Annotated in this window: 16 protein-coding genes; 3 read left to right on the top strand and 13 right to left on the bottom strand. The window is 60.8% G+C overall.

Annotated features, from left to right (window positions below; genetic code table 11):
* Window positions 1–5: 5 nt before the first annotated feature.
* Genes AC15MQ_RS03835 through flgB form a run of 3 tightly spaced genes read right to left on the bottom strand, consistent with a single transcriptional unit; the run spans window position 6 to window position 1,531 of the window.
* Window positions 6–695 (bottom strand): flagellar hook assembly protein FlgD, encoded by a 690-nt coding sequence (locus tag AC15MQ_RS03835; protein ID WP_287665775.1) that lies wholly within the window; start codon window positions 693–695, stop codon window positions 6–8.
* A 24-nt stretch (window positions 696–719) separates the two neighbouring features.
* Complete coding sequence (gene flgC, locus AC15MQ_RS03830) at window positions 720–1,124, bottom strand: flagellar basal body rod protein FlgC (protein WP_287653850.1); 405 nt, start codon at window positions 1,122–1,124, stop codon at window positions 720–722.
* Window positions 1,125–1,129: 5 nt separating this feature from the next.
* A complete protein-coding gene (gene flgB / locus AC15MQ_RS03825) occupies window positions 1,130–1,531 on the bottom strand; it encodes a flagellar basal body rod protein FlgB (protein WP_287653849.1) in 402 nt (133 codons plus the stop codon).
* Between the two features lie 212 nt (window positions 1,532–1,743).
* On the opposite strand from flgB, the gene flgA reads away from it, so the two are divergent.
* The 3 genes from flgA to AC15MQ_RS03810 all read left to right on the top strand — a co-directional run bounded on the left by flgA (window position 1,744) and on the right by AC15MQ_RS03810 (window position 3,402).
* On the top strand, window positions 1,744–2,448 hold the full coding sequence (gene flgA / locus AC15MQ_RS03820; protein WP_483079375.1) for a flagellar basal body P-ring formation chaperone FlgA: 705 nt from the start codon (window positions 1,744–1,746) through the stop codon (window positions 2,446–2,448).
* On the top strand, window positions 2,445–2,813 hold the full coding sequence (gene flgM, locus AC15MQ_RS03815) for a flagellar biosynthesis anti-sigma factor FlgM (RefSeq protein WP_287653846.1): 369 nt from the start codon (window positions 2,445–2,447) through the stop codon (window positions 2,811–2,813). Before flgA ends, flgM begins: the two co-directional genes overlap by 4 nt.
* A gap of 82 nt (window positions 2,814–2,895) precedes the next feature.
* Window positions 2,896–3,402, top strand: coding sequence for a flagella synthesis protein FlgN (locus tag AC15MQ_RS03810; RefSeq protein WP_483079374.1), 507 nt, complete (start codon window positions 2,896–2,898; stop codon window positions 3,400–3,402).
* A 4-nt stretch (window positions 3,403–3,406) separates the two neighbouring features.
* On the opposite strand, the gene motD is transcribed toward AC15MQ_RS03810, so the two are convergent.
* The 10 genes from motD to cheY all read right to left on the bottom strand — a co-directional run bounded on the left by motD (window position 3,407) and on the right by cheY (window position 14,723).
* A complete protein-coding gene (gene motD, locus AC15MQ_RS03805; protein ID WP_483079373.1) occupies window positions 3,407–4,240 on the bottom strand; it encodes a flagellar motor protein MotD in 834 nt (277 codons plus the stop codon).
* A 122-nt stretch (window positions 4,241–4,362) separates the two neighbouring features.
* Window positions 4,363–5,103: a flagellar motor protein gene (locus AC15MQ_RS03800; protein WP_287653842.1), complete on the bottom strand. Its 741-nt coding sequence runs from the start codon at window positions 5,101–5,103 to the stop codon at window positions 4,363–4,365.
* The gene (locus AC15MQ_RS03795; RefSeq protein ID WP_287653841.1) at window positions 5,096–5,842 is read right to left on the bottom strand and encodes an RNA polymerase sigma factor FliA; all 747 of its coding nucleotides are present in this window, start codon (window positions 5,840–5,842) and stop codon (window positions 5,096–5,098) included. Before AC15MQ_RS03795 ends, AC15MQ_RS03800 begins: the two co-directional genes overlap by 8 nt.
* A 17-nt stretch (window positions 5,843–5,859) precedes the next feature.
* Window positions 5,860–6,744, bottom strand: a complete 885-nt coding sequence (locus AC15MQ_RS03790; RefSeq protein WP_287653839.1) for a MinD/ParA family ATP-binding protein — start codon at window positions 6,742–6,744, stop codon at window positions 5,860–5,862.
* Window positions 6,737–8,122, bottom strand: a complete 1,386-nt coding sequence (gene flhF / locus AC15MQ_RS03785; RefSeq protein WP_483079372.1) for a flagellar biosynthesis GTPase FlhF — start codon at window positions 8,120–8,122, stop codon at window positions 6,737–6,739. The genes AC15MQ_RS03790 and flhF overlap by 8 nt, the downstream gene beginning before the upstream one ends.
* Window positions 8,119–10,203 (bottom strand): flagellar biosynthesis protein FlhA, encoded by a 2,085-nt coding sequence (gene flhA, locus AC15MQ_RS03780; protein WP_350497045.1) that lies wholly within the window; start codon window positions 10,201–10,203, stop codon window positions 8,119–8,121. Before flhA ends, flhF begins: the two co-directional genes overlap by 4 nt.
* Entirely contained in the window at window positions 10,196–11,335 is a 1,140-nt protein-coding gene (gene flhB, locus AC15MQ_RS03775) for a flagellar biosynthesis protein FlhB (RefSeq protein ID WP_483079371.1), read from the bottom strand. Before flhB ends, flhA begins: the two co-directional genes overlap by 8 nt.
* A 170-nt stretch (window positions 11,336–11,505) precedes the next feature.
* On the bottom strand, window positions 11,506–13,443 hold the full coding sequence (locus tag AC15MQ_RS03770) for a chemotaxis protein CheA (RefSeq protein ID WP_483079370.1): 1,938 nt from the start codon (window positions 13,441–13,443) through the stop codon (window positions 11,506–11,508).
* 10 nt (window positions 13,444–13,453) lie between these two features.
* Entirely contained in the window at window positions 13,454–14,332 is an 879-nt protein-coding gene (cheZ, locus tag AC15MQ_RS03765) for a protein phosphatase CheZ (RefSeq protein WP_287665763.1), read from the bottom strand.
* Window position 14,333: 1 nt separating this feature from the next.
* Window positions 14,334–14,723 carry a chemotaxis response regulator CheY gene (gene cheY, locus AC15MQ_RS03760; protein ID WP_287665762.1) on the bottom strand — a complete coding sequence of 130 codons (390 nt, stop codon included), beginning with the start codon at window positions 14,721–14,723 and terminating at the stop codon, window positions 14,334–14,336.
* Window positions 14,724–14,738: the final 15 nt, after the last annotated feature.

Below are 14,738 nucleotides of genomic sequence, written 5' to 3'. Positions count from 1 at the left end.
CGCTTCTAAAGAATCTGTTCAACCTTGTCAAAATCCACTCTTCCCTGCCCGCCGAGTTCAAGCTGAAAGCCGGCCTTCCCTTTGACCAAAGCAGAAACCGTACCAATCTGCAAGGCTTCTGCCGCCACTTTTTCCCCGCCGCGCACGGCATCCACCTTGAATGTGTAGTTACCCGCCGGCGCGATGCTCCCGGTATCGGTCTTGCCGTCCCAGTCGAAGGCAAAGCTGCCTGCTTCGCGCGCGCCAAGCGCCTGACTTTGCACGACCTTGCCGGCGGCATCGAGAATGGTCAGCTTCACGCTGTCGGCTGCCCCGGCCAGATTGACGCCGCCAATGGCTTCACCGTCGGCCAGGGCCAGCTTTGACCCGGCCACCATGACGCTCTTGCCGATCAGACCCGCAGCCTGCATCGCCTGACCCTCGTTGTAGGTGTTCAGCAAGGTTTCCAGCGTGGCGTTGAGTTTCTCGATACCGGTCACCGTATTGATTTGCGAAATCTGGGTGGTTACCGCAGCGTTGTCGAGGGGGTTGAGGGGATCCTGGTTCTTCAGTTGCGTGACCAGCAACTTCAGAAAGCGATTCTGCACGGCCTCACTCGTCGAGGTCGCATCATCCACCGTGCTGCTACCTTTGGCCTGAGCGTTGAGCGCGGCAAAAATGTCGCTGGCTGCGGTGCTTGATTGTACGGCTGCCATTTGTTTCTCCTTGATGTTCTAGATCTACTGGCCGAGGGTCAACGTCTTCAGCAACAGTTGTTTGGCCGTGTTCATCACTTCGGCGTTGGTCTGGTACGAGCGCGAAGCCGAGATCATGTTGGTCATTTCGTCGACCACACTCACGTTGGGCATGGCGACGTAGCCTTTATCGTCCGCAACCGGATTGCGTGGGTCATATACCATGCGCGCCGGGCTGCTGTCCTCGACCACCTGGGTGACACGGACCCCTTGTGCCGCGGCACTGCCCATCGGCGTGGCCGCAAAAACCACCTGTTTGGCGCGATAAGGTTTGCCGTCGGAACTCACCACACTGTCCGCGTTTGCCAGGTTGCTGGCAACCGCGTTGAGGCGCATCGACTGCGCGGTCAGCGCACTGCCCGCAACGTGAAAGGTATTGAAAATGCTCATCGTGATTACGCCTGTAGCGCGGCGAGCAGGGTCTTGATCTTGCCGCTGAGGAAAGTCATCCCGGCCTCGTAGTGGATCGCGTTCTCGGCAAACTGGGCACGCTCGACATCCATTTCGACGCTGTTGCCGTCGGCACTCGCCTGCGTGACCTGGCGATACATCAATGGCACCGGAACCGACTCCGCACTCCCGGGCAAGTGCCCCGCCGCGGTGACAGCCAGCCGCAAGCTGCCTTCACCGCCACCGCTGACCGCCTTCTGCAGCGCGGTCGCAAAGTCGAAGTCCCTGGCCTGATAATGCGGCGTGTCGGCGTTGGCAATATTCCCCGCCAGCACCTGCTGTCGATTGGCGCGCAGGGTAAGCGCCTGCTGCTGCAGGAAGAATGCACTGTCAAGCTTGTTGACCATGGGGACCTCGCCAGGCGATTTGATGCAAAGTACAAAGCAATTCTCGTGCCGTGGCTCTTTCGCAGCAACAGGCAACGCAGCCGATGCCCACTAGCTCCAGCACCACGTCGGTAGTTGCCGGACTTCCGGCAAATATTGCCGGCGGCCCCAAAGCATCGCCTCAACTGGACTTCATCCTTCGCCCAGGGCACAGATTCAGGCAGAATGTCGGGATGTGCATTGCTCGAACCCGAAAACGCTTTGGCAGCCTGCTGAGACTACTGGCCTTGCTGTCGGCGGCGATGAGCAATACGGTAGACGCCCAGACTTCGTTGCCCACTGCACTGGACCACTACCTGCGGATCCAGACACAAGGACTGCCGGGCAAGGTCAGTTATAGCATCGGCAAACTTGATCAACATACCCAGCTTGCCGCATGCAGTGCGTATGAACCCTTCCTGCCACCAGGCAGCCGGCTCTGGGGCAACGCGACGGTCGGGATTCGTTGCCTAGGCCCCAGTGCATGGACCGTTTATGTACCCGTGCAGGTGCGGATCGCGGGAAACTATCTGCTCACTGCGCGTCGGCTGACGCCGGGCCAGATCGTGACCACCACCGACGTGGTGACTCAAAGCGGTGATCTCGGCGCTCTGCCGGCCAGTATCCTGACCGACCCGGCACAGGCCATTGGCAAGACGGTCAGGAACGGCGTCGCTGCCGGTCAACCACTGCGTGGTGACGTGCTGATTGCCGCCTGGGCTGTTCAACAGGGACAAAGTGTCAGACTGTTGACGACGGGCACCGGCTTCACTGTCAGCAACGAGGGAAAGGCACTGAACAACGCCACTGACGGGCAGATTGTTCAGGCGCGGACGGCCTCCGGCCAGGTGGTCAGCGGCATCGCCCGTAACGGTGGCATTGTTGAAGTGGCCTATTGAGCTTTCGCTGCAGCAGGAAGAATAATGTTAAAGTTTTGCCGTACCTCGCCGATACTTGGATTGAGTACAACCGTTCAAAGGGCACGACCGTGAAGATCGACAGCACAACCACAACTGCGAGCACTGTCAGCGAGACGCGCAATCGCACAACCATCGCCCAGCCTGCAGCAGGCGCTGCGGCGGAAGTTCATCTGAGTGCGCTTGCCGCTCAACTGCAGGCACCCGCGGAGGCACAGACTTTCGATGCCGGCCGGGTGGCTGAAATCAGGCAAGCCATCTCCGAGGGCCGTTTCACGATCAACACCGGGGCGATTGCCGACCGCCTGATCGCCTCCGCCAGCGAACTCGTTGGGTCGCAGCGGTGAGGTCTTCTCCGGGCCCCGCCGGGTCTGCGAGTGGTCGCCAGTTACCTCTGACCGCGTCCCCTCGATCAGTTCGAAACCCGTCTTGCCGGTTGCCAGCCTATCCGGTGGAAACCTGATGGCTAGCGCGGCGTTGTTCCAGCAGACAGTCGCGGCCGAAATCGCCGTCGTGCAAGTTTTCGTGGCGTTGCTCGAACAGGAGCAGCAAATGCTCATAAAGGGCGAAGTCAATGAGTTGCTGGAGCTGGTTGGTGAAAAGAATGCACTTGCCGCGCAGCTCGCCAGCCTCGCGGCGCAGCGCGGCACATGGCTCGCCGCGGAGGGACGGGCAGCTGACCGCTCCGGTGTAACCGCCTGGTTGGCAGACCACCCCGACGAGTGCGATGCTGGCACCGCGTGGGCCTTGCTGCTGTCGCTCGCCAGCCAGGCACGTGAACTGAACCGTGTCAATGGCGGCCTCATACAATTGCGCATGCACCACAACGCGCAGGCCCTTGAAGTACTCCTGGGCGGCAACGGTGCCCTCGCGCTCTATGGCCCGGATGGACAGAACGCGGCACCGAGCGCTCGGCGGATCAGCGACCGCGCCTAGCCCGCTAGCGACTCGATGGCGGCAGCGCCTCAGCGGGAACCGTCGTCGCTGGCTTGAGTTGCGCCGCTTGCCCCTGCAGATTCACCTCCGTGCCCTTTTCGGGAATTTCCGAATCAATCAGAATCGTTACCCGACGATTGCGAGCCCGTCCATCCGCCAGTACATTGGGCTCGACCGGTCGAGTGTCGGCGTAGCCAATCGCGGTCAAACGCGCTGCCGCTACGCCGGCATCGGCGAACAAGCGCAGAACGGTGGTCGCACGCACTGCTGAAAGTTCCCAGTTCGAGGGAAATTGAGTATTCTTGATCGGGAGGTCATCAGTGTGTCCCTCGATCGTGATCGGGAAATCCGAGGCGACCAATACCTCCGCCACCGACTGCATGGCTTTTGCCAATGTTGGCTGCAGCAGGGCCTGCCCTGGCGAAAACAGGATGCTGTCGTTGATTTCTATGCTTACACCGCGGCTGGTTTCGAGCACGCGAACCTTCCCCTGCTCAACCAGCGGCGCCATCACCTCAAGGATCTCCTTCGCAACATGCCGCATTTTTTCGCGCTGCTGCTGTCTCACAGCATCCTGCGTCTTGCTCGTCAGGTTGACCTTCGGCACGGCCGGCGCCGAGGTGGGCACGACCATTGGCGCGGTTCCACTGCTGTTGACGGGGACATTGCGAAAAGCACTGACCATCGAGTTGCTCAGAATGCGATACTTGCCTTCATTCACCGAGGAGAGCGCGTACATCACCACAAAAAAGGCAAACAGCAGGGTGATGAAATCCGCGTACGACACGAGCCAGCGCTCGTGATTGTCCTTCTCTTCTTCGCGCTGCCGACGTGCCATCGCTCAGTTGGACCGTTGCTTCGGCCAGATGGTCATCGCCCTCCCCCCGCGAGTCGGAAGCCAGGACTGCCGACAGGGATCATGGTAAACATGATTGGGGGTAGCTGGAATCTTCACTGGCGTCAGAAGATGTAGCCGCGCAGACGGCTTTCGATGATACGGGGATTATCGCCGTTGGCGATACCCACCAGCCCGTCGACAATCATTTCTCTCTGCACGATGAGGCGGTTGATATGCGCTTTCAGTTTGTTGGCCATCGGCAGGAAAACCAGATTGGCCAGGCCAACGCCATAGATCGTGGCAACGAACGCCACGGCAATCCCGGCCCCGAGTTTGGATGGATCGGACAAATTCTCCATCACCTGAATCAAACCCATCACCGCACCAAGAATCCCGATGGTTGGCGAGTAGCCGCCGGCCGCCTCCCAGATCCGCGCCGACAACTTCATTTCCTGTTCGTAGGTGCTGATCTCGACCTCCATCACTTCCCGCAGCCGGTCGGGCTCGGCGCCGTCGACCACCAGTTGCAGCCCCTTGCGCGTAAACTCGTCCTTCAACTCGTTGACAATGGGGTCCAGTGCCAGCAAGCCTTCCCGCCGCGACACCTGGCTCCAGCCCGAGACCTGCTGGATCAACTGCAGATGATTGACCACTGGCGGGTACCAGATCCACCGCACCATACGGATGCCACGCACAAAGGTTGCGTAGGGACTCTGCAACATGACGGCCCCAAGCGTACCACCGACCACAATCAGCATCGCCGTGGGTTGCGACAAGGAACCGATATGGCCACCCTCCAGGATCTGTCCGCCGATGATCGCCAACAGACCGATCAGCAGCCCGAAGACGCTGATCCTATCCATGCCGTGCCACTTTCGTCGTCTTGGTCACGTTCCCACCAAACAGGCGGGCGCGCAAGCGCAACACCGCCTGACTGTGCAACTGGCAGGCACGAGACTCCGTTACCCCCAGGACCGCGCCGATCTCGCGCAGATTGAGGTCCTGCTCGTAGTAGAGGGCCATCATCAGCCTCTCCCGCTCCGGCAGCAGTTCAATCGCCTGGACCAGCAGTTGGCGCAGGTTTCCCTCCTCAAAAAGCTTCGCCGGATCGGCCGCGTCGTCCGCCAGATGCCGTTCCAGAAAATCGTCACCGCGTTCGGAAACCAGGTCTTCAAGGTATACCAGTTGATGGCCGCGGGCATCCTGCAGCATTTTCTGGTAGTCGGCCAGGCCCATCCCCAGAGCATCGGCGAGTTCCTTTTCCGACGGCGCACGCCCATTCTCCTGTTCGAGTTGTGCAATGGCAACCTCGATCCGCCGACAGTTGTGCCGCAAGCTGCGCGGCAACCAGTCGTTCTCGCGTAGTCCGTCGAGCATCGCACCACGCACGCGCTGTGCCGCGTAGACTTCGAACTGCGCCCCCATGCCGGCCTCGAAACGGCCAATCGCATCAAGCAGGCCGAGCATGCCGTTCTGAACCAGGTCGTCCAACTGCACACTGGCCGGCAGGCGAGCCATCAGATGACAGGCTATGCGCCTCACCAGCGGAGCAAAGCGCTGGACGAGCTGATCCTTGTTGAGTTGACCAGCAGCGTTATACATGCGTCGTGGAAGCGCTATCAGGCGTAAATAGCAATCGGTTCTATGCGTTGGCTCAAGAGTAGCAATTGTTGCACGAAATGTTCGAGCCCGCCGATTTCGTCATCGGCTCCGGGCCAATTCAACAAGTCGTTGGCCACGGTTTGATACGCCTTGGCGGCCGGAGAGTCCGGAAACAGTGCGCCCACCGGCTGGCACAACCTGGATGCCTGCCGCAGGTGCTCGTCGACCGGCACATAGCCCGCATAGTCGAGGCGAGCGAGCCCGCGGCTACCGGTGACGCGCGCAATGTTGTCATATATCGCGCGCGCTTCACGGGCTGCCCGCGCCTTGTTGACCAGGATGCGGAAATCCTGCCGCGCGTAACCCAGACTGACTTTCTTGATCAGTGCGTACGCCTCGGTAATCGCCGCACTACTAGGCGAGACGACGATCACCGTCTCATGCGCGGCAAGACCGAGCGGTGAAAAACCGAGCGGGTGATCAAGTGAAGCGTCGACCAGCAGGACATCGGCCGGCGGCCCAATCTCGGTGAGACACCCGAGCAGGATCCGTTGCTCGGCATCGCTGAGCCTGGCGAGGTGCCTCACCACCCTCGCTACCGGCAACACGCGGATGCCTGGTGCCACGGAGAGGATCACCTCCGAGAGAGACTTCTCCCGATCGATGACCTGCTGTAGATCATAGCGCGCCAACACGCCGTAATACGCCGCGATGCCGTCTTCGGTGTTTTCGTCGACCACCAGGACTTCCCTGCCCTGACGGGCCAGCGAGGCCGCCAGATTGGCCACCGCCACGCTTTTGCCGACACCGATGCTACCGGCAGCAAAGGTCACGATACGCAGACTCTGCCGCCCCAGGAGGCGCCGTAGACCAGCCGCCTGATCCCCACGAAACTCAGGCACGCTGGCCTCCGGCAGTGAAACTGCTGGCGGTCGAGCTGGCCATCATCAAGCCAGGCTCGACGCCGGCCAGGCGATGCGGCGAAGTCTCGGGCAGATCCTTGAAGGCGCGGTGCAACAGGTAAGGACGATTCGGCAAATGCAGGTCTTCCGGTACCCGTTGCCCATTCGACACATAATACATGAGCAGACCGTGGCGAATGATCACGTCGAGCGACGAGGCCAGACTCGCTGCTTCGTCGACCTTGGTCAAGATACAACCCGCAAGGTCCAGCCCGCTGTACGCCCTGACTACATCATCCAGCGTGTCACCGCGACTGGTAGCCGACAGCAGCAACAGCGACTTCACGTTGCAGTCACCAAACATGGCTACCTGTTCGCTGACCATCCGGTCGCGCTGGCTCATGCCCATGGTGTCGATCAACACCATGTGGGTGTGCTGCAAGTCACGCAACGTCGCTCGCAGATCCTTGGCGTCTCGGGCAAGATGTACCGATACTCCGAGGATCCGGCCATAGATTCGCAACTGTTCGTGGGCACCGATCCGGTAACCATCAGTGGTGACCAACGCCAGTTTCCTGGCTCCGTGCCGCAGGACGCAGCGTGCAGCCAACTTGGCGGTGGTCGTCGTCTTGCCGACGCCGGTCGGCCCGACCAACGCATAGATACCCCCCCGGTGGACAATGTCGGTCTCGCTACTGATCGTCAACATGCTGCGCTCGGCGCCACCCCTGACCCACGCCAGCGCCTGGACACTATCCAGGTCATGGGGCAGATCAGCGAGCAGGCCACGTGCAAAGTGCGGCGAAAAACCGGCATCGAGCATCTGACGAAGGATCTCTGTCTTCACCGGTTCGGAACGCGCCGATTCCCCCCACGCAAAACCGGCGAGCTGTTGTTCGACGATTCTTCGCAAGGAGCGAATCTCGTCCATCACCGCTGCTGGAACCACTTCCGCGTCTCCCTTGGCCAAGCTCTCGGCTTGCGGCCGCGGCCGCTCCAGCGGCGGCAGTGATCGTGATGACAGGGGTCGCTCCGACGGTGGCGCCAGTGGCCTCGCCAGTGGCGGCGGCAAGGAGCGTGCGGCAGCACTTTGCTGACCGACGGTAGGCGCCGCCCCCCGAACCGACGGCAGCTCAGGCGCGGTTGCAGGACCTCGGTCGACCGACGAGACTGTCGGGTAGTCCATCGCGCGAGCAGGCGACGCTTCGCGCTCCGGCGTCGGCACGATCATATCCATGTCGCGTGCAGCGACGGCCATGATCTCCACGCCACCGGGAATACCCCGATTAGACAGGATGATGGCGTCCGGCCCGAGAGTCTCCTTGACCTTGCGCAAGGCATCTCGGGCGGTCGCCGCGATGAATTTTCTGACGTTCATACGCGCTGTCCAATGATGGAAGTGACTTTGATGATCCTGTTTTCAGGCACTTCCGCATGTGCCAGGACCTTCAGCTGGGAAATGCTGCGGCGGAGGAAACGCGACAGCAACGTACGGAGATTACCGGGAACCAACAGCACCGTCGGCAGACCGACTTCCTCCTGGCGCTGCGCCGCGGCGACCGCTTCACGCACCAGCGTATCGGCGAGTCCCGGCTCGATCCCGGCGCTATCGCCGCCACCAGCAACGGCCTGGAGCAGGAGGCGCTCCAGTTGTGGATCCAGCGACATCACCTGCATTTCGGCACCTCCGGGATAGAGTTCCTGAACGATCGAACGACCCAGGGCGGTCCGAACCTGCGCCGTCAGAACTTCAGGATCCTGCGAGCGGGGAGCGACATCGGCCAGGGTTTCGATGACCGTCCGCATGTCACGCAGATGAACCCCCTCTTCCAGGAGGTTGCGGAGCACCTTCTGTACCACACCGAGCGACAGGACCTTGGGTACCACATCCTCGACCAGCTTGGGCATCTCCTTCGCCAGGTGATCGAGTAACGCCTGCGTTTCTTGCCGCCCAAGGAGCTCGGCTGCGTGCGAGAGAATCAGGTGGTTGAGGTGCGTCGCCGCCACGGTGCTGGCATCGACGACTGTGTAACCGTAGGCCTGCGCCTGTTCACGAAGTGCTGGATCGATCCACACCGCAGGTAACCCGAAGGCCGGATCCTTGGTAACCGTTCCTGGGACCTGCCCCGCCACCCGACCTGGATTGATCGCCAGCAGGTTTCCTGGAAAGGCCTCGCCGTCGCCGATTTCGACGCCTTTGAGCAGAATCTTGTAGGCGTTGGGTTTCAACTCCAGATTGTCGCGAATGTGAACCGGGGACACCAGGAAGCCCACTTCCTGCGCAAATTTTTTCCGTATCCCTCTGATGCGGCGTAACAACTCGCCATCCTGCGACTTGTCGACAAGAGGAATCAGTCGATACCCAACCTCCAGCGCCAGCACGTCCAGCGGCGTGACGTCGGCCCAACTGGCCTCCTGAGTTTCCCGTGGCGCGACGGGTGCCGCGGCCACCGGCACTGGCACCGCGACCTGCGAACGCTTTTCCAGTCGCCATGCCATGGCCCCCAAAGCGCTTGCCAGGAGCAGGAAGACGAAATTCGGCATGCCTGGAATGAGCCCCAGCATACCGATGATCGCCGCGGTCAGAAACAGCAGTTTCGGATTGCTGAATAGTTGCGAAACGAACTGCTGCGAGACATCTTCATCGTCGCCAACGCGCGTCACGACCATGCCCGCGGCAATCGAGATGATCAGCGCCGGAATCTGGGCCACCAACCCGTCACCAATGGCCAGCAGCGTGTAGGTCTTGGCCGCCGTCCCGATGTCCAGGTTGTGCTGCAGGACACCGATGAAAAGGCCGCCCACGACGTTGATCAGCATGATCAGAATGCCGGCAACCGCGTCACCACGAACGAACTTCGACGCACCGTCCATGGAACCAAAGAAATCCGCTTCCTGAGCGATTGTCGCCCGCCGCTTGCGTGCCTCATCCTCACCGATCAGGCCGGCATTGAGGTCGGCATCAATGGCCATCTGTTTGCCCGGCATGGCGTCGAGGGTGAAGCGCGCGGCGACCTCGGCAACCCGTCCGGCACCCTTGGTGATCACCACGAAGTTGATCACCACCAGAATGGTGAACACCACCAGACCAACCGCATAGTTGCCGCCGACCAGGAAATGACCGAAGGCTTCAATGACCTGCCCTGCAGCCCCTGGACCCGTGTGTCCTTCGAGCAGGACGACCCGCGTCGAGGCCACGTTCAACGACAATCGCAGCAGCGTGGTCACCAGCAGCACGGTCGGGAAAACGGAAAAGTCCAGCGGTTTCACCACGCTCATGGCGACCAGCATGACGATCACCGAGATGGCGATGTTGAAGGTGAAAAAAAGATCCAGCACAAAAGGCGGCAGCGGCAGGACCATCATCGCCAGAATCAGCAGAATCAACACCGGACCAGCCAGTTGCCGCTGCCCAAAGCGCACCAAGAAGTTCTGCAGAGCGACGCTCGCGTCAGCCATTCAGGGCCTCTGCTAGAAGATGCTCCGGAACCGGGATGGCTTGCGGTGGCTGCGGAAAGCTGCCACCGGTCTGCCGCCAGTTGGCCAACTGATAAACATAAGCCAGCACCTCGGCGACGGCCGCATACAGCGCCGACGGTATCTCCTGGTCGAGATCGACATGCCGGTGAAGCGCTCGCGCCAAAGGTGCCGCCTCGATCATAGGAACCCCCGCGTCGGCAGCAACCTGACGGATCTTGAGGGCCACTTCGCCCATTCCCTTGGCCAGCACCTTCGGTGCGCCCATGCCGCTCTTGTAGGCCAGCGCGACCGCATAGTGGGTCGGGTTGGTGACAATCACGTCCGCCGCCGGCACGGCGGCCATCATCCGTTTGCGAGCCGCCTCACGCTGCAACTGGCGGATGCGTCCCTTCACCTCGGGGTTTCCTTCGAGTTCCTTGCCTTCCTGTTTGACTTCCTGGAGGCTCATCTTGAGTTTGTCGTGATACTGCCAGAGCTGGAAAGGCACATCCACCGCGACGATCAGCAGCATGACCGCAACCATCGCGAAAAAACTGAAACTGAGCATGTGGCCAGCGCTCGACAGGCCGACATGGATCGATTGTGCAAACATGGCCAACAGTTCACCGCGCTCGCTCCACAGGACCCACACCGCAACGCCACCCACCAGAGACGCTTTGGCCACGGCCTTGACCAGTTCCACGAGTCCACTCCAGGAGACGAGGCGGGCCAGACCCTTGAGTGGATCCAGACGACTCAGGTCAGGCTGCAACGCCTGCGCGGAGAAATTCCAACTGCCGAGAAAGAATGGTGACAAAAGCGCAGCGACCACCAACGCGGCAAACAAGGGTGCAAAGGAAAACAGGGCGTCAAGGGCGATATCGGCCAGCCGAACCAACATCAACGAAGGATCTCGCACCTGTTCGTGGTCGAAAACCAGACCACGCCGGACAATTCCGGAGACCCGCTGCACCATCCAGGGCCCCATCAACCAGAAAGCAGTGGCCGCTACGACAAGAATCAGGAATGCACCGACCTCTCGCGAACGAGGAACCTGTCCCTCCTCGCGTGCCTGTTCCAGACGTCTTGCCGACGCCGCTTCGGTTCTTTCGAGGTCGCTTTCCTCAGCCATTTCGAACTTCCATCTCTGCCAAAGGTATTATAAAAAAACAGAAGTCAAAATAAAGGCGTATGGGTTGTTATTTAGACGGTTTCTCGGATAGTTGCGAAAGAGCAACAGTTGTCGCAGAGCTACAAATACAAACGGGGGCCGCAGCCCCCGTGCAAGGTGTTCCTTCCCGGCTAGGCGGAAAATTCCAGGGCCCGCGCTGGAGCAGCACCGCGGACGTCACGTTCCACATTCGCAGTCAGATCCCCCAGTAGTTCCTTCATGTCCAGGATCAGGACGATCTGGCCATTCGACAGTGTCGTCACCCCGGCAACCCCACGTGGACGGAAATCATCGAGAGCCTTGATCACGGCATCATCACGGCCGGCAAACATGTCGACCGCGAGAATGAAGCTGCGTTCGGCGGCCTGCATCAGCACGCCGTATTCAGGGCGCTGCACCTGCGGCCAGCCCAGCAGACGCGCGAGGGCAATCACCGGCAGGATCTCACCACGCACAACCAACGTTTCCTTGCCCCCCACTTCCTGCATTCTATCGTGGTCGATCGGCAGGATCTCGCGAACCATCGACAGCGGCAGGGCAAAGGGTTGATCACCAAGCAGAACCAGCAGGACGGGTAGAATCGCCAGGGTCAGTGGCAAGGAAATGATGAATACCGAACCCTTCCCGGGCTCGGAGCGGATCTCGATGGCGCCGTTGAGCTTCTGGATGTTGGTCTTGACGACATCCATCCCGACGCCGCGGCCAGACACGGCCGAGGCCCGCGCCATCGTGGAAAAGCCCGGTAGAAAGATCAGGTTCAGGCTCTGACGATCATCGAGTGTGTTCGCCTCCTCTTCGCTGATGATGTTCTTCTCGACAGCCTTGGCCCGGATGCGCTCGGGACTCATCCCGTGACCATCGTCGGCAATGATCAGGACGATATGGTCGCCCTCCTGACGTGCCTCCAGGCGGATGACGCTCTTGGCCGGTTTGCCGGCAGCCCGACGTTCCTCGGGTGACTCGACACCATGGTCGACCGCGTTGCGGATCAGGTGAATGAGCGGATCGGCCAAATCCTCGATCATCGTCTTGTCGACTTCGGTCTCTTCGCCAATCAACGCCAGTTCGACATCCTTGCCCAATTGTCGAGCCAGATCGCGGGCAATGCGCGGGTATTTCTGGAACAATCGACCGATCGGCTGCATCCGCGTCTTCATCACCGAATTCTGCAGATCCGAAACCAGCAGGTCGAGCTGGCTGACCGCCTGGTCGAGTGCCTGCAGTGTTTCCGAATCGGTCTTGCCGGCGAGAATGTCGGCCCGCAGACTGGTCAGGCGGTTCTTGGTCAAGCCAATCTCGCCGGACAAGTTGAGCACCTGATCCAGGCGGGCGGTATCCACCCGAATCGTCACCTCACGAGCGGCAGCCTTTTCGTCGACGCGGCGACCGGAAGGTGCTGCGCTTACCGCAGCGCCCGGCTTGTCGGTCGCGCGGCGCCCTTCCGGTGGGAAATGCGGCTGTACCTGCGCAAGGTCAAGCGCATTATTCGCCGGGGCAACGGCCGGCATCGGCGCGCTGCTGCGCGCGACCACTGGCGAGACCTCGATCTTCTGACCGGTCACGGCCGCATGCAGGGCCTGCCAGTCCGGACCGTCGGCGACTACGGCCTCGGCTGACGGCGTTTCCCCACGCTTCGCGGTTGCCGCCACGCTCGGGGGATCTGCCTTCGCGACGACGCTGCCGGTGAGCGCGGCTCGCAGACCGTCCAGCACTGCAGCGGCCGCCGGCGCGGGCTGACGCTCCTGCGCGATCTCGCCAAACATGTTGCGCACACTCTGAGTCGCCGCCATGATGGTATCCAGCAAGCCCGGCGTCAGCGTCATCTCGGCATTTCTGAGCTTGTCGAACAGGTTCTCGGTCAAGTGGCAGAGCGCAACCAATTCGCCGGCATTGAGAAAACCGGCACCGCCCTTGATGGTGTGAAAGCCGCGGAAGATATCGTTGAGCAGACGATGGTCATCCGGGTTCCTCTCCAGATCAACGAGCTTGTTGTCGACGTCCGACAGCAGATCTCCCGCTTCCTGGAGGAAATCCTGCAACAGGTCTTCCATCCCGGCAAAATCACTCATCCTGAACCTCCTAGAAACCGAGACTGCCGAGCAGTTCGTCAACCTGCTGCTGGGTGGCAACGACGTCGCTACGTCCTTCGGCGCTGATTACCGGCCCGTTGAGCAGATTCATCACCGAGTCCGTGCGCCGCGCGCCGGGCATCGTTTCGATCAGTACCCCCATCAGTTGCGCTTCCAGTTCCTGGGCGACGGCGATGATCTTCTTGATCACCTGCCCGGTCAGATCCTGAAAGTCCTGCGCCATCATGATCTCCAGCAACTGCGCCTTGGTGGCTCGGGTTCTGCGCGGCAGGCCCTGTTTGAGGAAGGCATGCGTCTCCTCGGCAAGACGCTTGAAGTCGTCTACGCCGACCTGATTGGCAAACAGTGCATCCCATTTCACCGCCAGCGCGGCCGAACCGGCCTCCAGTTCCTCCTGCAGGGGATTGGCAACATCCGTCGCGTTCAAGACCCGACAAGCGGCCTGTTCGGTGAGGTTGGCGACATAGTTGAGCCGGTCCTTGGCATCCGGAATGGCGGCTACGGTACTGGCAAGCAGTTCGTGGTAACCCAGTTCACCCAGTGTGTCATGCAACTGTCTGGCCATTTGGCCGACGCGTTGAAATACCCGGTCCTGCCCCTGCCACGCTTCACCCGCAGCACCCTCCTGTACTGACACGCGACCAGAGTCTGCTGCGCTCGCCTGCTGCGCGGCAACAACCGAATCGAACAACGACTGCAATTCGTCGCTATCGTCGCCCTCGCTGCTCCCCTCAACCAGTTGCTGCAGCAGCGACACCCCAGGAGATACCGCAGGGGTGGGAGTCGACTGGGTGGCGATTGTCGAGGCAATACTGTCAAACAGCGCTTCCAGTTCCCGTGAGTCCCCAGACAGATCGTCAGCACTCATCTCAACCACCCATCTTGTCGAAGATCTTCTGCAGCTTCTCGGCCAGTGTCGCCGCAGTGAAGGGCTTGACAATGTAGCCGCTGGCTCCCGCTTGCGCGGCGGCAATGATGTTTTCCTTCTTAGCCTCGGCGGTGATCATCATCACCGGCAGGTGCTTGAGGGCCGGCGTGCCACGAATCGCCTGCAAAAGTTGCAGGCCATCCATGTTCGGCATGTTCCAGTCGGTAACGACAAACTCGAACGAGCCATTTTTCAGCTTCTGGAGTGCGATCGCCCCATCCTCAGCCTCATCTACATTGGAGAACCCCAGTTCCTTCAGGAGATTCCTGACGATGCGCCGCATCGTCGAGAAATCGTCCACCACCAGAATTCGCATCTTCGGATCTGCCATTCTCTACTCCTGTGG

The sequence above is a fragment of the Candidatus Accumulibacter propinquus genome (assembly GCF_056856495.1).
This window is presented reverse-complemented; position numbering and strand designations above follow the sequence as displayed.